This is a genomic window from Lactobacillus sp. ESL0785 (assembly GCF_029395455.1).
Lineage (GTDB): Bacteria > Bacillota > Bacilli > Lactobacillales > Lactobacillaceae > Lactobacillus.
This window is the reverse complement of the sequence record NZ_CP113916.1, coordinates 1,527,955-1,546,588: the sequence shown is the minus strand read 5'-3', so window position 1 is coordinate 1,546,588 and position 18,634 is coordinate 1,527,955. Positions and strand designations below refer to the sequence as shown.

The window sequence follows — 18,634 nt, the reverse complement described above, 5'->3', positions numbered from 1 at the left end:
TCCATTAATATATCTACTTTAATGGTACCGCTTAAATTAATTAGCAGGTAGTTTGGCGGCGTTCTTAACAGCACTAGGTAAGGTTAGATTATTAAAATTACCAATTTGACTGAGATTTTCATTAATTGTGGCTTTAAGCACTTTGGCGTAGGTTAAATTAACTTTAGCTTTGGCGGCAATTAACTTTTTGCCTTTTACTGTTAACACAACGTGAATTTTTTTGAATTTCAAGTGTTTTTTAACGTCTTTAAGTTGGGTTTTATTTAGTTTAGTAGTTAATAAGTTAGAGATAGTTTTGATGAACCACTTTTTGTCGGCAATATTGGCACTTAGGGTATAAGTCTTACCATGTTTCTTTAGTTTGGCAGTTTTACTACTCTGATTAATAAATTGCTGCAGGGGTTTACTAATAGCTTTGCTGCTCAATGAGTTTGCTGCTGTTTGATAATTAGCAGGCAACTTTTTGTAGTACCATTGATTGTTACTTCTAGTATAGAGGCGTTTAGTTGCGGGTTCCAGCCATTCATCAGTCTGGGTTGTTTTGTTATTATATAAAGTTTGATTGTTGACATGAATTAAGAGCGGCCTGTTGGTAAAAGCTGCGGTGGAGGTAATCGCTTCGTTAAGACCACTATAGTGTGCGACAATATTTTGCTTCAATTGTCCGCTGTGAATAGTCTTAATATCTTTTTTGATGTTAGTAATTACCTGATGCTTAGTCATTGCTGCCGTAGTCTGCGGTTGATTCAAGCTGATTCCGAGTCCACTTGCGAGAATGAAAGCAATGAGTATTTTCTTGAATTTCATGTATTTAAAGCTCCTTAATTAATTCTTACTTTATATTCTATAGTAAATTCACGTTTTATGCAGCTTTATTTTTACTTAATAAAAAGTACTTTAGGCTGGAAGTAGCTTAAAGTACTGATAATAATTATTTCTTCGTTGTCTTAGGTAACGGCTTGGCGTTTAGTGCACTACTTGGTAATTTAAGGAAGTCTTGGCTGCCCATATTGCCATAACTTTGGCCGACATTGAGTTTCATTAACTTGCCAATTTGCATGTTAACCAGATATCTGAAAGAAGACATCTTGCCATTTTTAACTACTAGTTTAACTTTCATATTTTGAAATTTGCTAGCTTTTTCTAATTTATGATAAACCTTAAGCTGCTGGTCGCTTTGAGTATTAGTAGTGAAAACAGGGTCGACTGCTTCCTGCATAACTTTTTTATCATCAATGGTAGCAGTTAGGGTATAAGTATTGCCGTTGCGAGACATCTTATAAGCCTTGGTTAAGGCTGCCGGTGGATCCATTAACATCTTGTTGTTCATGAAGGAATCAAGTAAATCAGCATAAGTGTGTCCCGTCAGCTTTTCGATATCGACTTGGTACCAAGAACTCTGACCATTTAAGTATAGGCGTCCAGAATTATCGGCCCATTGCTCAGAATTTTGCGTTTTGCCTTTAGCTTCCGTTTGATAATTAAGGTGAAACACCGTCGGATTACCGCCAAAAGTTGCGGTAGTCATTACATTTTGCTTTGCTGTATCAGTTCCTAAAGTAACAATTTGTTTGGCTTGACCACTTTTGAAACTTTTTTCAGCTTTTTGCACTACTTGTGTTTTAGTTAAAATGGGTTGGCTTTGCTTTTTTTGCTTAGAACAACCGCCAGCAATTAGGGCTGCAACAAGACTTAAGCCAAGGATAATTTTCTTAAATTTCATAATGCTTCTATATTCTCTTTTCTTATAATCATTAATATCTCTATTGTATCGTAAAATTATGATTTAAAAAATGATTTTTAATTGTAAACCCTATGAAAACAAACTTGAAATGTGTAAAATAATAAGTGAAACTTTTAATTTGTAAAGGAGATATTTCATGTCAAAATTAGTTTTGATTCGTCATGGTCAAAGTGAATGGAACCTTGAAAATAAGTTCACTGGCTGGGTTGATGTTGATTTGTCAGAAAAAGGTGTAGAAGAAGCTAAGAATGCCGGTAAATTGATCAAGAAGGCTGGTTTGCAATTTGACCAAGCCTATACGTCAGTTTTAACGCGTGCGATTAAGACTTTGCACTATGCTTTGGAAGAGAGCGGCCAACTTTGGGTACCAGAGACTAAGTCATGGCGTCTTAACGAGCGTCACTATGGTGGTTTGCAAGGCCTGAACAAGAAGGCAACTGCTGAAAAGTTCGGTGATGAACAAGTACATATTTGGCGTCGTTCATATGATGTTCTGCCACCAAAGATTGAGGATAGTTCAGAATTCAGTCAAGTTCACGACCGTCGTTATGCTGACCTTGACCCGAACATTATTCCACGGACTGAGAACCTGAAGGTTTGCCTTGGCAGAGTTATGCCTTTCTGGGAAGATCATATTGCACCAGACTTACTTGCTGGTAAGAATGTGATTATTGCGGCTCACGGTAACTCATTGCGGGCTTTGACTAAATACATCGAAAACATTTCTGACGCTGACATTATGAATTTGGAAATGAAGACTGGTGAACCAGTTGTTTATACCTTCGATGATAAGTTGAATGTCACTAACAAGGAAAAATTGGATTAAATTTTAGTTTAAGATACGAAAAACTCTTTGAATCATACTGGTTCAAAGAGTTTTTTTAATATTTATATGAATTAATTAAGCCTTGAGTTTAGGAATAGTTTTAACTTTGTTCTTACTGTAAAGATAATTAAGAAAGGCAATTACAGCTAGACAAAAGTCACTGCATGCACAAATCAACATAATATTGCTTGGCAGAGTGCTGCCCATTATTTGGTTAATACCATTAACGATTTTGGGCGAAAGCACGGTGCCAATATTAAGAGCAATCATTAAGATAGATTGGCCCATAGTTGCTGTATTAGCGTCTGTGAGTAGTGCCATCCAATTATAAATAAAAGGCATACAGAAGCTGTTGCCAATGCCAATAAAAATCAAAGCAATGAGCAAGAAAGGAATATTATTTGCAATTGAGGTTAAAAAGTAACCTAACATGATGATTAGATAGCCGATTGAAAAAACAATGCGTCCAACATGCTTCATCATAAAACCAAATAAGGACGCCGTTGCCATAGTTGCCAGCTGAATAATTCCGGCAATTACACCAGCAGTACTAGCAGAGCCTAACTTTTCTTGAATAATTAAGCGAGGCAGAGTGAAATTAATCGGCATATAGCAGATTAAGGTTGCCAGCATAAAGAAACAAACCAATGCAATTTCAGGTGTGAATTTAAATTTAGTCTTGCTAGCTGTTTTTTTAGTGCTAACTTTCTTGGGCTCATCAATAGTAACAAATAAGCTAAATAAGATAATGGGAATAATTGGAATTAAGTAAACCAAAAATGCTTGGTGCCAGCCTAAAGTAACTAGACTGCCGACCGTAAAAGAGCCCAAGGCACTGCCTAAAGTTTGAATTGTATTTTGGTAACCCATCATGTGTGCCATTGTGTTCTTATCTGTTCGGTATAGTTGGACAATTAAGCTCGTACATAATGGCATGAAAATTCCGAAAGCTAGGCCAACAATAATTCTTGCGGCTAAAATAACGGTATATGAACTGCTAAAGAAAGGAATAATTCCTAATAAAATGATTCCCATTAAACCAGCTAAAATTGTCTTTTTTTGGCCAACAATTCGAATTAAAAATGGGCAGGCGAGAATGCCAAAGATCTTAGCTAAGTTAGGAATAGTAGAAAGAGTATCAATTTGGGCTTTAGTGACTCCGGGAAAACGCATTAATGGCAAAGCTGGCGAAATTACAGGTGCCAGCATGACAGCTAGAGAAATTGATAAAACGGAAATTTTGAAAATAATACTCTTATGCGAAATATTTTTCATAGTTATTCTCCGAAGTTATGAGCTTCTAGTGGGTAGCGATGTATCTTTGAGCACCAGCTGCGGCAATGGCACCATCACTAGCGGAAGTTAGAACCTGACTGAGATATTTGGCGCGGGTATCACCAGCAGCGAAAATACCTTGATCATTGACACTCATGTCTTCTTTGGTATGCAGATAGCCTTGCTGATCAACGGGAACAATATCTTTAACAATTGCTGTTGCTGGCATCATGCCTAAGAAGAAAAAGACGCCATCGCAAGCAAGATCAGATGTTTGGTTAGTCGTTAGATTTTTCAGTGTAACGCCTTCAACATTCATGTCACCATGAACAGCTTCAATTGTCGTATTCCAGATAAAGTGCATCTTGGGTTCTTTTTGTGCACGTTCTTGGTTGGCTTGACTGCAAGTGAGGTGTCCGTCAGGTTTATTGACAATTACGTCGACTTCACTGGCAAATTTACAGATTAAAAGTCCTTCATTAATTGCTTCATTATTATCGCCGACAACCACAACTTTTTGGTCTTGATAAAAATCGGCATCACAAGTGGCACAGTAAGAAACGCCCATCCCCGTAAACTCTTTTTCGCCGGGAATGCCCAATACGCGTGGTGTCATTCCTGTTGCAACAATTAGGGTCTTAGCCTTGTAGTCAACTTTTCGTGTGTGAACAATTTTGTAACCATCTTGTAGTTCAATTGCTTTAGGCGATTGCATTTTAATAATTGCCCCGAAGTTTTCGGCATGCTTACGCATCTTAGCAATTAAGTCTTCACCAGAAGATTCTAAAATTCCAGGATAAGTGGTAATTTTGGTAATTTGATTAGCGCGACCACCGACTTCATCTTTTTCTAAAATAATGGTTTTTAAGCCGTAACGCGCGCTGAACAATCCAGCAGATAAACCTGCTGGACCAGCACCTAAGATAAGTACATCACAATTTTCCATCAAAAAACTCCTTTACAAATAATGACAAACATCACATGTATTCATGTGTAAAATGTAATTTGTTGCTGATAACTAAAGGATATAACTTTTTCAAAGTACTAATATATAGGCGTTACTTATGTGGTATAAGTTTTAGATATGGGACTAAGCAAGCTGTTTTGTATTAAAATTTAATTGTGAAAAAAATAATAATCTTGATGCGAGGAGTGTTCATAATGAAAACGATTAATTCTGAGTTTTTTGATGAGGTTGTTGAAGATGACGGGCAAAAATGCCTAGTTTTGTTTTCACGGAAAACTTGTCCAGTATGTAAAAAAGTTCACCCAAAGATTGAAGACCTTGAAGATGAATTTCCAGATATACCTTTTTACAATGTTGATGTTGAAGCAAGCCCAGAATTACAAGCAAAACTACGCTTAAAGGGTGTGCCGCACGTGATTTTGTTTGATGACGGTGAGCCAGTTAAGCGGCTTAGTGGTAATCATGATGAAGACGAATATGCAGATATGCTGGCTTAATTGATAAAGGAGAAGATATATGGGAAGAACGGTTTATCCAACAGGAACGGTTAGATATAATCCTGATAAAACTTGGAGTGGTTACACATTGTTTAATGCATCCGGAGTCGGGGCTGTTTTAATTGATATGTCCGGCAAGGTTGTTCATGAATGGAAGGATTTTCAAGGCTTTCCGAATAAGATGGTTCCCGGTGGTAAGATTTTTGGCTCTTTAAGATGTCGTGATCGTTACGCTGCTTACCAAGATTATGCTGATCTGACGGAAGTTGACTGGGACGGGAAGAAAGTTTGGAGCTTTGACCATAACCAAGAAGTCGATGATGAAGACGTTGGTAAGGGCTGGGTTGCCCGCCAACACCATGATTATCAAATTGAAGGTAATCCTGTGGGCTACTATGTTCCAGGTCAAGACGCTAAGGAAGACTTTAACAAGGTCTTGCTGCTAACTCATAACAATGTCAAAAAACGTAAGATTTCACCGCAGCCGCTTCTTGAAGATGTCTTAATTGAAGTTGATCGTGAAGGTAAAAAATTATGGTCATGGCATATTATGGATCACTTCCGTGAATTTCATTTAACTAATATTGAGAAGAACGCGATGTTCCATGATCCGAATACGCAGCAAAGCGGTGAACATGGTGAGGGTGATATTTTCCACGTTAACTGTGCCAGTTATTTAGGACCTAACCATTGGTTTGATGAGGGTGATGAACGGTTTAATCCTAATAACATTATTATGGATTCTCGTGAAGCAAATATTATGTGGATTGTTGACCATGAAAGCGGTAAAATAGTTTGGCAAATTGGTCCAGATTATACTATTTCCTTAGCTTTGCGGTTGTTAGGGCCATTAGTTGGGATGCATCATTCACATATGATTCCTAAAGGGTTGCCTGGTGCTGGTAACATTATGGTCTTCAATAATGGTGGTTGGGCTGGCTATGGACTACCTGATCAAACTTCAAAGACAGGAATGAAGACAACCAGAGTCGATACTTCACGCGTAATTGAATTTAATCCAACTACTTTAGAAGTTGTTTGGTCATTTGGCATGACTGACTTTGATAGCAAAACGCCATTCCATGGTCACCATTTCTACTCACCATTAGTTAGTGACGCCCAACGTTTACCGAACGGTAATACCCTAATTGATGAAGGAACCGAGGGTCGCTTCTTGGAGGTTACACCAGATAAGGAAGTAGTCTGGGAATATGTTTATCCATATGTTGGGGACTACTTGGTTTACCGTGCTTATCGGGTTCCTTATGAATGGGTACCACAGTTAACTAAAGAAGAGCCTAAAGCAATCATTCCGCCAAAGATTGCTGACTTCCAAGTACCTGGTGCTGCTGATCCTAAATTTAAGGATGATGTCACAGTTTCAGTTGCTGGGACTGCTGGTTATGGCAAGGGAGCAGCCTTCTGTGTGGATAAACTTTAATTAGGAGTCAAATAAAATGAAGCTCGTTCAATTACAATACTTTCTCAAAGTTGCCGAATGTCATTCAATCTCGAAAGCTAGTTATGAATTATTTATTTCTCAGCCAGCATTGAGTGAATCAATTAAATTATTTGAAAGTGAAATGGGATCGCAAATTTTTGAACGAACACGTAGAGGTGTGGAATTAACTGCTAAGGGCAAGCAAGTTTATCACATTGTTCAGAAAATCCAACGTGATGTGGATGAATTGCAGCGTTTTGCCGTTAATAATGAGGATATTAAGTCGCTTAATCTGGCAGTAGTGCCGATGATTTCGGGGACAATTTTTCTGAAAATTATTAACAAAATTTATCAGCAATTTTCTAAGTTGGAAATTTCACCAGAAGAATTAAGACCGCGGCGTTTGCTTGAGCGGCTGCGTGATGGAAAAGTGGACATTGCGCTGTGCAGTAAGCGCAAGGATGACGAAGTTTTGTTTGACATGATTGTTACAGAAATGCACTTACAGCACAAGAAGTTACTTGACGTGCCGTTGAGAGTATATGTGTCTAAAGATAGTCCCTTGGCTGCAAAGCAGACTATTGGTGAGGACGATGTTGAAGGTTTGACTTGCTTCGTCCTGAATGATTATAAAAATTGGCCGGGACACAAGCAGCAGTATGTATTATCAAGTCGCGATATTATTTTTAATGCGGTTGCCCATAATCGTGGTTATACAGTTATGCCGGAAACAGCATCAATAGGCAATAATTATTTTGTTTCTGGCAAGCTTTGTGCTATTCCCTTAAAGGTGCAGATGACTGTTCCCTTGGAAATAATTTATCCTGCTAAAAACAATATAACAAAGTTAGAAGAAAAAATTTGTTCAATTATTGAGCAAACGCTCCTTGATAATTATTAAAATTCAATAACATGAAGGGACCTAATTCTGAATTTTATTGAGTTAGGTCCTTTTTTGTACAATCAAGCAATTACTATAATCATCATAAATAGGAAACAAATTTTAAGATAAGAGTAAGTACCAGTTTTTAAGATCGTAGAAGGAGAAATTAATTATGGAAAAAGAAAGAAGTGTACCGGTTTTATCGAATTATCGGTGGGTTATTTTGGCAGTTTTGTCGTTAATGACGATGACTAGCAGCTACGTGCAATTTCAAATTTCCGCTTTAGCAATTCGGATTATTCCGCAGTTGCATATTGTGCCTGCTCAATTCGCTAGTCTACTTATGGCGCCAATGTTAGTTGCCGTTTTTTTAAGTATTCCCGGAGGAACACTTGGCGATAAATTTGGACCTAAAAAAGTAGTGGCAACTGGGTTTATTGTCTCAATTATCGGTGCTTTTGGTCGGCTATATGCTACGAATTATGCGACTATGATGATTGCTTTACTCATGTTTGGTGTTTATATGGCCTTGGGCAATGCCAACTCAACCAAAATTTTAGGTACATGGTTTAAGCAAGATACAGGAATTGCTATGGGGATTTGGTTTGCTTGCAGCACGGTTGGTACGAGCTTATCACAGATTACGGGGGCATATTTTCCCACAGTTCAGTCAGCATATATTTTTTCATCAGTTTTAATAGTTATTATTGCCTGCCTGTGGCTGCTTTTAGTTAGAGATACACCTAAAGGTGAAACACTACCAAAACACGAATCAGTTACTAAATACTTTGGTGTTGCCGCAAGAAGTAAGCGGGTTTGGTTATTGTGCATCTGTGGTGGTATTGTCAGTGCTGCTTCGATGTCCTTTATTGGTACGCTGCCGCAAATTTTAGTTAATGCCAAGGGCGTTAATCCTAAATTAGCTGGTATAATGACGTCTTGTGCGTCAATGGGTGCATTATTTGGTTCAATGATTGGGCCAGCAATTATTAGAAAGTTGCATCGGGCCAAGCCATTTATGCTTTTTGCGGTCATTCTTTCAGGCATTATGATTTTTATGAATACTAAGTTGTCCGGTGGTGCAATTATGATGGCTAACTTGGCAATTGGTGGTTTGTTTGGTTCAATGACCGGTCCAGTTTTAAAAGGGATGACAATTCAATTACCAGAAATTGGGCAAAAATATGCAGGTAGTGCCGGTGGTATTGGTGGTACTGTTTCAATGCTGTTATCTTATATTGTTCCGGTTTCTATTTCAGGAATTGCTGGTCATAATCCAGTAATGACAATTGGTCTACAGGCATTATTACATGTGAGTGCAGTGATTTTCATTTTACTTTTACCAGATGCAAATCACGTTAAGTAAAGATTAGTAAAAAATTGATTTTAAAAAACGATGAATTAAGTTCATCGTTTTTTATATTGTAATGTTAATTTATTGTGAAACCCCTTACAGATAAAGTATAATTAGGATATGCTATAAATGAATGGAATGATGAAAATGAATTTTACTCAATTACGCTGCTTTGTTAAGGCAGTTGACAATTCTAGTTTTACAATTGCGGCAGAACGACTTAACTTCTCCCAATCAGCCGTTTCTAAGAATATTAAAGATTTGGAAACAACAATTGGTGTGACCTTGATTAATCGCGCACATCATCGCATTTCATTGACCAATGCCGGCAAATACTTTTATCATGTTGCGCGCAATGTGATTGATGACATGGATTATACGGTTGCTTATTTACAGAGCCAGAGAAATAATGCGGGAACATTGTTGCGGATTGGTGTATGTGACACGCCTTTAGAACAGCAAGTATTGCCAATCTTTTTGCGAAAATTACGGTCAGTTAATAACAATATTGATGTTCAGTTTGTCTTCGTTCTCAATAATTCAATTGGTGAATTATTAAACCATCATGTGGATATCTGCGCGATTGCTCGAGATGACGTTGAAATTGTTGAAGATGTCCAGTTTGAGCCATTAATTACTGGGCAATTTGTGGTTGCGTGTCCGTCAGATTCTCCGCTTGCACAAAAAAAGCAGATAACTTTGGCTGATTTAAAAAATAAGGACATTTTTTTGCTAGATCCCAATAGTTCGTTGAATGTTCAAGTTAAATTTCAGAATACCTTAGTTAATAATATTGGCATGAAGCACATTAAGTTTGTGCAGGATTTTTTAAGTATGGGTGTTTATGTCAAAGCCGGCTGGGGTTATGGCGTGTTGCCGAATTTCATTGCTGATTATCAAGCAAATGGTATTACTTACATTCCATTTGCTTATCATGAAATCTCGCCATATGGTATTGCTTATATGGAATCCTTTGCTAGTGAGACTATTTTAAAGCAAGTGATTGCCATTTTACGCCAATCAATTACAGAATTCTTACCAAATAAAAAATAATTATTAGGTCGGACTAACAAATAAAATACTGTTAGTCCTTTTTTATGCCAAAAATTGCTTGTAAAGTTGGTATCTATTCCATTTAGTAATCATCAATTCCTAATTTAGTGCAAAGCTTCACTTAATTCATAGTATGATGAAAGAGATTAGAGGATTTCGTTTTTATAGAAGTGAGGGATAAAAAATGAAAGATACCTATGACATAATTGTTGCTGGTGCCAGCAATGCTGGTGCAATGGCAGCCATGGCAGCTGCGGAAAAAGGTGCCAAAGTTTTATTAGTTGATAAAATGGGCAGTTCAAGATTTTTGTTTCGGTCATTTTTTGCAGCATTAGACAGTAATGCACAAAGAAGAGCAGGAATTAAGGTTGATAAAGCTAAGTTAATGAATTTCTTAACTTTGTTCTATCAAGATAATGTTGACGAACGCCTATTGTGGACTTGGGCTAACCACACTGATGAAACAGCAAACTGGCTTGAAGAAAATATTTTGAAGCCAAACGGTGGTGTACTGAAGCCACAATCAGATGCTTATTACGAAACTATTGTTAATACAGCTTTCAATACTGAATTAGCAATTGCGACACCTGATGATGATTGGGCTCACTACGGTGACTGGATGATCGATAAGGTGAAGGAATTAGGCGTAACACTTAAGTACAATACCAAGTTAGAAGAGTTGGTTACAGATGATAGCGGTAAGGTAACGGGTGTCATTACTAGCGATCGTGATTCAGGCGAAAAGACCGAATACGCTGCTACTAAGGGTGTCATTATTTGTACTGGTGGTTATGGTGCCAATGTTGAATTGATGAAGAAGTGGGATCCACTTGGCTACAAGAAGAATGTTTATTCTGATGGCCCACGTGATGATGGTTCAGGTATTTTGGCCGGGCTAAAAGTTGGTGCAGCTCGTGATGAAGAACCAGCTGAAATCATTTTTGACCGTGGCGCTGTCCCAGTTGGTACTAACGCTGAAGATCATTATGTTATTGACTTTAAGGATCCGGGTTACTTCTGGATGGGCGCATACCCAATGCTGAAAGTTAACCTAAACGGTGAGCGTTTTGGTAACGAAAGTGTGCCATACCAATTTGACATTAATGCAATGGCTAAGCAACCTGGATACTTGGAAGCACAAATTTGGTCTGAAGATGCAATGGATCATATGGCGCAATTTAGAACACAAGGTTGTTCACGTTTAGGCTTCCCAGGAATTTATAATACTGAGGAGAACAAAGCTGAAGTTCAACGGCGAATCGATGATGGCATGGTTAAGAAGGCCGACACAATTGAAGAATTAGCAGAGATGTTAAACCTGCCAAAAGAAAAGTTGGTTGCTACTGTTAATGAATATAACAAGATGTGCGACCAAGAGGAAGATACTGACTTTGGTAAAGAAAAGTTTAGATTGTTCCCAGTTGAACATGGTCCATACTACGGTGTGATTATGGGTGGTCGGCTATTGGCAACGCTTGATGGCTTAAGAATTAACACCAAGATGGAAGTTATTGACAAGATGGGTAAGCCAATTCCACATCTTTATGCAGCAGGCAATGCTAGTGGTGGCTTCTTCTGGGGTAGTTATCCAGATAGAGTTCCTGGTCTGACATGCAGTCACGCACAAACATTTGGCCGTTTAGCAGGTCAATATGCTGCGGAAAATTAAGTTGTAAATTTAGAGAGGGTTAATTATTATGGAACAAAAACAATTACCGAAGCTTTCAAACTATCGGTGGGTGATTTTAGCAATTGCCGCATTGCTGGATATGATTAGTAATTACGTACAATTCCAAATTTCATCATTAGCTACGCAAATTATGCCAGCATTACATATTACAATGCCGCAATTTCAAAGTTTATTAATGGCACCAATGTTAATTGCGGTTGTCTTAAGTATTCCTGCGGGATCGTTAGCCGATAAATTTGGTGCTAAGAAAATCGTCACAGTTGGATTAATCGTATCAGTTATTGGTGCGTTTGGTCGTTTGTGGGCTAATAACTTCATCACAATGATGATTATGCTGATGATGTTTGGGGTATATATGGCACTTCTAAACGCTAATACTATGAAGATCTTTGGTATTTGGTTTAAGCAAGATACTAACATGGCAATGGGGATTTTCTTCGCTTCAGCTAGTGTAGGAATTATGTTGTCACAAATTACGGGACCAATGTTTCCTAGTGTTAAAGCAGCTTATATCTTCTCATCAATTGTTTTACTTGTGTTAGGTGTCTGCTGGGTATTATTTGTTAAAGATACACCAAAGGGTGAAGAAGTTCCTAAGCAAGAAATGCAAGCCGATCAAGCCGCATCTTCATGGAGTTTCTTTAAAGAAGCTGCTAAAAGTAAGAAGACCTGGATTGTTGCTCTTTGTGTAGGTTGTGGTATGGGTGCTAGTGAAGCTTTCTCCGGAATTTTGCCACAAGCATTTGCTGCAAGAGGAATGAGCCCACAACAAGCAGGTACTGTTGCTGCTATTGCGACTGTTGGTAGTATGTTTGGCAGTGCCTTTGGCCCAGCAATTATTAATAAGCCTAAGAATGCTAAACCATTAATGATTGGTATTACCATTTTAGGCGGTGTTTCAATGGCGATTAGTTGGTACGTTCCTTTAGGAGCAGTTCTGACAATTAACCTAGTTATTGGTGGCTTGCTTGGTGCCATGACTGGTCCGATTATGCAGGCAATGCCAATTACTTTCCCAGAAATTGGACCTAAGTATGCTGGTTCAGCTGGTGGGTTAGTTGGTACTGTATCATTGCTTTTATCATACTGTGTACCAATCATTATTTCGATGATTGCTGGTAAGAGTTACTTAATGACCTTTATTATTCAAGGACTTGTCTTTGCTTTGACTGCTATTTTTATGGCAATTTTACCAAATCCAAATGCAGGTCGTCATCGTTAAAGTTATTAATTAAGAGGAATTACTATGACACAAAAAATCACGACAAAGCCGGGCAAATATACCGGTTCAGGTCAAGGTAAGGAAAGCATCATTAATGTTGAAGTTGATGTTAATGAAGACAAGATTAATAGTGTTAAAGCATTGAACAATTTTGCTCCAGATAGTTTAGCTGATAACGCCTTTAAGAAGATGGCTGATAAGATTGTGAAAAATCAGTCAGTTGACGTTGATGTTGTTTCAGGAGCTTCTGAAACCTCACGGGGAATTATTGCTGGTGTTAAGGATGCTTTAACCAAGGCCAACGTTAACTTTGCTGCTCTAAAAGAAAATGGTAAGCAAAATGCTAGCGCTGATAAAGAAGTAATTGATGTCGATGTTGCTGTTGTGGGTGCTGGCTCTGCTGGTGCTGCTGCAGCACTTGCTGCTCAGCAAGAAGGTGCTAGTGTTGCCCTTCTTGAAAAGACAATTTCACCACTTGGTGCTGGTACGTTCGCTGGCGGGATGTTTGCCGCTGATAGTCAACAACAAAAAGATTTAAATCAGGTTGTTTCAAAGAAGTGGCTTTATGACGAATACATGGATGCCTCACAGGGCTATATGAATTCAATCTTAGTTCGGCGGATTATTGATGAATCTGGTAGAACCGTTGACTGGCTGAACGAAAACGGCGCCATCATGAAGTTGGTTGATGCCGGGACTGGTGGTAGTTATGACCATATTGGGATGCCTGCAACTTTGCACGGCTACCAAGAAGGTGGTACTAAGGCAATTACCAAGCTGATTGAAAAATTCAAATCAATTGGCGGTAAGATGTACTTTGGCTTTGCTGCAAAGAAGCTTCTGACAGATAATGGTGTAGTTACTGGTGTTATTGCCCAAGGTGATGATAGTACTTTAGAAGTACACGCCAAAAAGGTAATTATTGCTACCGGTGGTTTTGGTGGTAATCCGCAAATGCGTAAGGAATATTTAGGTGATGTCAGCACACAAGGTCAAGTTTTGCAAAATACCGGTGACGGTTTGAACATGGCTTGGGATGCTGGTACTGCTCACCATATTAATGGTTCAACCCACTATTTCTGGCAAACATTCAGTAATGAAGATATTGGTGCAATGGCCAAAATTGTAGGTCCGGGTTGGCTGCCGCTTAATGCTTTAGCCGATTTTCCGAACTTGCGCGTTAATAATCGGGGTCAACGCTATGCTAGTGAAACTCATGCCTTAGACTTCGCTGTTCATGGTGCCGAATTATCTGAACAGCCAAAACAAACTGAATATGTTGTTCTTGATCAAGCAATGTTGGATAAGATCAAGGAAGGCGGTACAGTTGCGATTGAAGATCATTATGGGAAATGGAAAAACCATCGTGAATTCTACATGGAATTTAATTATCCAACTGATACTGAAGAAAACATTAAGCGTGAGCATGAAAAGACTGACTTCACGGCTCTGTTAAATCAGCTTGAATCAACTAACGTTGTCTTTATTGGCGATACGATTGAAGAATTGGCAGACAAGATGGGTGTTGACAAGGATAACTTGCAAAAGTCTGTTGCGCAATATAATAATGCCAAGAAGACTGGTGAAGATGACCTGTTCTTCTCTGATACTAACCGGATGATTCCAGTTGAGAAGGGTCCATTCTACGCAGTTAAATTCATTGCCCGTAATTTGGGAACACTTGGCGGTGCAACGATTGATGAAAAGATGCATGCTTTAACCCCAGAAGGTGAACCTGTTCCTAATCTCTATGTTACTGGTGCCGATGCATCTGGGATGTATGGTAAGGCTTATGTTGACTTTGAAGGTGGAACATTAGGCTTTGCGTACATTTCAGGTCGGTTGGCTGGAATTGATGCCGCTGAAACTGCAAGAACAAACAAATAATTAATTTAAAAACATGTATGAATTAAAGAAATTTTGATTTATACGTGTTTTTTACTAAGGAGGGGAAATTATGACAGAAGAAAAATATGATGTTGTCATTGTTGGTGCTGGTCTTGCTGGCTTTGCAGCTGCAACTGAAGCTGTTGACAATAATTTGAAAACTTTATTGGTTGAAAAAGGCAATACAACTGGTGGTACTGGTAATTATGTTGAAGGTGTGTTTGCTGCCGATTCCGAATTGCAGAAGAAGGATAATGCTGTAATTGACAAGAAGGAACTACTCGAAGAAGAGCTGAACTATTCTCACTATAAAGGTGACGGCAGAATGTGGCAACGCTATATTGCTAATGCTGGTAAGAATGTTTCTTGGCTGCAAGACCGTGGTGTTAAGTTTTGGATGGTTGTCAATATGGGGACCAGTGTTAGAACGTGGCATTTATTTGAAGGTAAAGGTCATGATGCTATTCATAAGGGACTAGAACCTTACGCTACTAAGAAGGGACTAATTATTAAGACTATAACTAAGGTAACTGCTTTAGAACCTAAAGATGACCAGAGCTATGATGTCACTTTAACAATGGTGGAAGATGGAACTACCGAAATTGTTAATGCTAAAAACGTAGTTTTGGCATCAGGTGGTTATTTGAACGATTCAGAACTATTTGGGAAGACGCCGCACCAAAATCCAGACAATGTGATTCCAGTTAACTCGGGCAAGAGTACTGGTGATGGATTACGTTTAGCGTGGAAATTGGGAGCGAAGAAATACTTTACTGGAATGTCAATGATGTTTGGCGGTCAATTAAAGGATAAAACTGTCCCTGCCTTTAAATTATGGGGCACCGCAATGTGGAGCTCAGTTTGCGATCAACCACAAATGTGGGTTAACGAATTAGGCGAACGTTTTGTTAATGAGGCCGCTTGTGTTGTTAACTGGGCAAATGAAGGTAATGCTATGAACCGGCAAGACCGCGTCTTCTGTATCTTTAGTCAATCGATCTTAGATGACTTTACCGATAAGTCCTATCCACGTTCAATGAAACCGATGGTACCAGAAGATAGATACCCGACTTTGCGCGATGATATTGAACAGGCTGAAAAAGACGGCCGTAAGTTCTTACACAAGGCAGCTACAATTGACGAGTTGGCTGCAGAAATTGACACACCGAACTTGCCAGCTTACGTTAAGCATTACAATGAAATGGCTGCAAAAGGCGAGGATACTGACTTCCATAAGCCTGCTAAATACATGTTGCCTATTACTGGTGATGGTCCCTACTACGCAATTGAATTAGGCGTTGGTGCTTACACGACTGGCGATGGGTTACGGGTGAACATTAATAATGAGGTTTTGGATACCAAGGGTAGACCGATTCCAGGTCTTTATGCAATTGGTAGTGATGGTTCAGCGGTTTTATACGGTGATACTTATGGCGTTAACGTTCCGGGTACTCATGCCGGTTATTGTATTTTTTCAGGTAGAAATGCAATTAAGGCAATTGTTGATAAGGATTAAAATAAATATTGGGGAACAAAATAGAGCAGCTTTTAGCTGCTCTATTTTTATAATTAAAATCAGTAGATAATAATTGAAGTATATATGAAATCATAAATTTAATAGGAAAAGATAATAAAATTAAACCACCTAATAAAGCTAAAATGCCAATTGATAAAGTTAAATATTTTAAAATGTGGTTGGTAATGGCTAAGATTGCGATGGCAATTAAGCCGCCACCAATAATTAAACTGCTGCCCATAAGAATAAAACCCATTATAATTCTCCTTGTATATTCGTATATTATTAATCTAATTATAGAATATTATCAGGTTATCTGAAATAATAAATCTATTTTTTATTTCTTTAAAATGTAGCATACTACACTATTGCCCTTAAATGTAAGCGATGTTATAATTCCATTGTTAATCAAAGTGATTAACTTAACAAAGATGATTTAAAGGAGGGAAATATTATGAATCAATTGCATGATGGAATTTATCAAGCTCAAGAAATGGGTCATGGCGGCCCAATAGCTGTTGAAGTTGGTATCCAAAATAATAAAATTACTGCAGTCAAAATAGTTTCAGAATCGGAAACTAAGGGAATTGCGGATAAGCCGCTAAAAGAATTACCAAATAAAATTGTCGAGCAGCAAACTTATGCTGTTGATGCAGTAAGTGGTGCATCAATGACTTCTGCAGGAATAAAAAATGCTGTTAAAAAGGCCTTGGAACAAGCAGGTACAATAGATATAGCTGTCAAATCTGAAAATGAAGAAAAAGATGGTAAAACATATCATCTGGAAACTGATATTGTAATTGTCGGTGCAGGTCCTTCTGGGTTGGCGGCAGCTGTAACTGCTGGTGAACAGGGACTTAAGTCTATTGTATTTGAAAAAAACAGTAACATCGGTGGAACAGGCAGTATGGGGATGGGTCCCTTAGGAATTGATACGCAAATTCAAAAAGATAACTTTAATGATTTATCTGTTGAAGAAGCCTTTAATGAACATATGAATTATACCCATTATCGTGTAAATGCAGCTTTAGTTAAGAAGTACTTTGCTAAGTCAGCTGAAACAATTGAATGGCTACAAAAAATGGGTGTTAAATTTGCAGGAGCATTTCCATACTTTAAAGGTGCCAATGCTACATGGCATATTGTTCAGCCAGAAGATGGCAGCAAGCCTGGACCAGCTGCAGCATCGTGGATGAATAAGCATCTGTACCAAAGAGCCCAAGAGCTAGGGGCTAAGTTTTATTTAGTAACACCAGTTAAGCATTTGGTTAAAACTGGTAACCAAGTTACAGGAGTAGTTGCACAGTCAGGTAATCAAGTATATGAGGTTAAAGCCAAGTATGTATTAGTTGCGACTGGTGGTTTTGCTTCTAATAAAGAAATGCTTCGTGATGAATTAGGCTTACATCTTAATGACGACTTCTTTGACTTTGAAGTTCCAGGAATTACGGGGGATGGCTTACAAATGATGTGGCAAATAGGTGCACAAAAAGACCATGCTTCAGAAACCATTGAGACCATTTTTTCGTTACCACATAATATTCGTTACTTTCATAGTGATGCGGGATTGCGTCAGCCAAACTTACTAATTAATCAAAATGGTGATCGCTTTATGAATGAAGCGCAAATGGGTAATACTACTTATACAGGTAACGCACTAATGTTGCAGCCAGGCCATTATGCTTATTGCATTATGGATCGTCAAATGCTGGAACAGTATAAAAAAACTGGTGTTGATATCGTAAATATTGTGTCACCTGGAAATCCGTTTGGTGGTATTGATGATGAAATTGCTCGTGCAGAAGCAGAACGTTATGAAGGCATAATTGCAGCCAATACAATTTCAGAATTAGCGCAAAAACTGGGAATCTCAAAGCATAAGTTGGCTATTACAATTGGAAATTATAATGAAATGTGTGCTGAACATCAGGATTTACAATTCTTTAAGCCAGCTAAGTATCTCAGACAACTTACAGGACAGGGTGGTTTCATTGTTGGCAAATTCTATTTAAGTGCTTATGCAACTTTGGGCGGTATTCGTACTGACGAAAATATGCGTGTGTTTGGTGAAAACGGCCAAGTAATTCCTGGATTGTATTGTTCTGGTCAAGATGCAAATACTATTTATGGTGATAGCTATAACTTTACTTTGCCTGGTAATTCAATGGGTTTTGCAATTAATTCTGGTAGAATGGCAGTTGAAGCAATGGCTAAAAAGCAAAGGATGTAGGAATTAACCGGGCTTGATAATTTTCTAAAAAATGTAGTATACTACATAA

At 38.3% G+C, this 18,634-nt stretch carries 16 protein-coding genes; 11 read left to right on the top strand and 5 right to left on the bottom strand.

The features are described 5' to 3' along the window. Positions 1-36: 36 nt before the first annotated feature. Both OZY43_RS07385 and OZY43_RS07380 read right to left on the bottom strand, forming a co-directional pair. On the bottom strand, positions 37-807 hold the full coding sequence (locus tag OZY43_RS07385) for a DUF6612 family protein (protein ID WP_277164544.1): 771 nt from the start codon (positions 805-807) through the stop codon (positions 37-39). A gap of 124 nt (positions 808-931) precedes the next feature. Continuing rightward, positions 932-1,723 carry a hypothetical protein gene (locus tag OZY43_RS07380; protein ID WP_277164542.1) on the bottom strand — a complete coding sequence of 264 codons (792 nt, stop codon included), beginning with the start codon at positions 1,721-1,723 and terminating at the stop codon, positions 932-934. A gap of 157 nt (positions 1,724-1,880) precedes the next feature. Here OZY43_RS07380 and OZY43_RS07375 point away from each other — a divergent pair, with 157 nt between their 5' ends. After that, the gene (locus OZY43_RS07375; RefSeq protein WP_277164540.1) at positions 1,881-2,570 is read left to right on the top strand and encodes a 2,3-diphosphoglycerate-dependent phosphoglycerate mutase; all 690 of its coding nucleotides are present in this window, start codon (positions 1,881-1,883) and stop codon (positions 2,568-2,570) included. 75 nt (positions 2,571-2,645) lie between these two features. Here OZY43_RS07375 and OZY43_RS07370 read toward each other — a convergent pair whose 3' ends face one another. Together OZY43_RS07370 and OZY43_RS07365 are read right to left on the bottom strand one after the other, a co-directional pair. Beyond that, complete coding sequence (locus OZY43_RS07370) at positions 2,646-3,845, bottom strand: MFS transporter (protein ID WP_277164538.1); 1,200 nt, start codon at positions 3,843-3,845, stop codon at positions 2,646-2,648. A gap of 25 nt (positions 3,846-3,870) precedes the next feature. Next, a complete protein-coding gene (locus OZY43_RS07365; RefSeq protein ID WP_277164536.1) occupies positions 3,871-4,791 on the bottom strand; it encodes an FAD-dependent oxidoreductase in 921 nt (306 codons plus the stop codon). A 215-nt stretch (positions 4,792-5,006) separates the two neighbouring features. On the opposite strand from OZY43_RS07365, the gene OZY43_RS07360 reads away from it, so the two are divergent. The 9 genes from OZY43_RS07360 to OZY43_RS07320 all read left to right on the top strand — a co-directional run bounded on the left by OZY43_RS07360 (position 5,007) and on the right by OZY43_RS07320 (position 16,355). After that, positions 5,007-5,309 carry a thioredoxin family protein gene (locus tag OZY43_RS07360; RefSeq protein WP_277164534.1) on the top strand — a complete coding sequence of 101 codons (303 nt, stop codon included), beginning with the start codon at positions 5,007-5,009 and terminating at the stop codon, positions 5,307-5,309. Positions 5,310-5,328: 19 nt separating this feature from the next. Beyond that, the gene (locus OZY43_RS07355; RefSeq protein ID WP_277164532.1) at positions 5,329-6,750 is read left to right on the top strand and encodes an aryl-sulfate sulfotransferase; all 1,422 of its coding nucleotides are present in this window, start codon (positions 5,329-5,331) and stop codon (positions 6,748-6,750) included. Positions 6,751-6,766: 16 nt separating this feature from the next. Further along, the gene (locus OZY43_RS07350) at positions 6,767-7,651 is read left to right on the top strand and encodes a LysR family transcriptional regulator (RefSeq protein WP_277164530.1); all 885 of its coding nucleotides are present in this window, start codon (positions 6,767-6,769) and stop codon (positions 7,649-7,651) included. A gap of 154 nt (positions 7,652-7,805) precedes the next feature. Beyond that, positions 7,806-8,999, top strand: coding sequence for an MFS transporter (locus OZY43_RS07345; protein WP_277164528.1), 1,194 nt, complete (start codon positions 7,806-7,808; stop codon positions 8,997-8,999). Positions 9,000-9,116: 117 nt separating this feature from the next. Then, positions 9,117-10,040, top strand: coding sequence for a LysR family transcriptional regulator (locus OZY43_RS07340; protein ID WP_277164526.1), 924 nt, complete (start codon positions 9,117-9,119; stop codon positions 10,038-10,040). 184 nt (positions 10,041-10,224) lie between these two features. After that, on the top strand, positions 10,225-11,709 hold the full coding sequence (locus OZY43_RS07335; RefSeq protein WP_277164524.1) for an FAD-dependent oxidoreductase: 1,485 nt from the start codon (positions 10,225-10,227) through the stop codon (positions 11,707-11,709). A 28-nt stretch (positions 11,710-11,737) separates the two neighbouring features. Continuing rightward, positions 11,738-12,952: an MFS transporter gene (locus tag OZY43_RS07330; protein WP_277164522.1), complete on the top strand. Its 1,215-nt coding sequence runs from the start codon at positions 11,738-11,740 to the stop codon at positions 12,950-12,952. Between the two features lie 24 nt (positions 12,953-12,976). Then, a complete protein-coding gene (locus tag OZY43_RS07325) occupies positions 12,977-14,839 on the top strand; it encodes an FAD-dependent oxidoreductase (protein WP_277164520.1) in 1,863 nt (620 codons plus the stop codon). Positions 14,840-14,909: 70 nt separating this feature from the next. After that, positions 14,910-16,355 (top strand): FAD-dependent oxidoreductase, encoded by a 1,446-nt coding sequence (locus tag OZY43_RS07320; protein ID WP_277164518.1) that lies wholly within the window; start codon positions 14,910-14,912, stop codon positions 16,353-16,355. Here OZY43_RS07320 and OZY43_RS07315 read toward each other — a convergent pair. Further along, entirely contained in the window at positions 16,330-16,611 is a 282-nt protein-coding gene (locus OZY43_RS07315) for a hypothetical protein (protein ID WP_277164516.1), read from the bottom strand. The two genes, OZY43_RS07320 and OZY43_RS07315, sit on opposite strands and share 26 nt — an antisense overlap. A gap of 198 nt (positions 16,612-16,809) precedes the next feature. Between OZY43_RS07315 and OZY43_RS07310 the strand changes: the two genes are divergently transcribed. Then, positions 16,810-18,585 carry an FAD-dependent oxidoreductase gene (locus OZY43_RS07310; protein WP_277164514.1) on the top strand — a complete coding sequence of 592 codons (1,776 nt, stop codon included), beginning with the start codon at positions 16,810-16,812 and terminating at the stop codon, positions 18,583-18,585. The last annotated feature ends 49 nt before the right edge of the window (positions 18,586-18,634 follow it).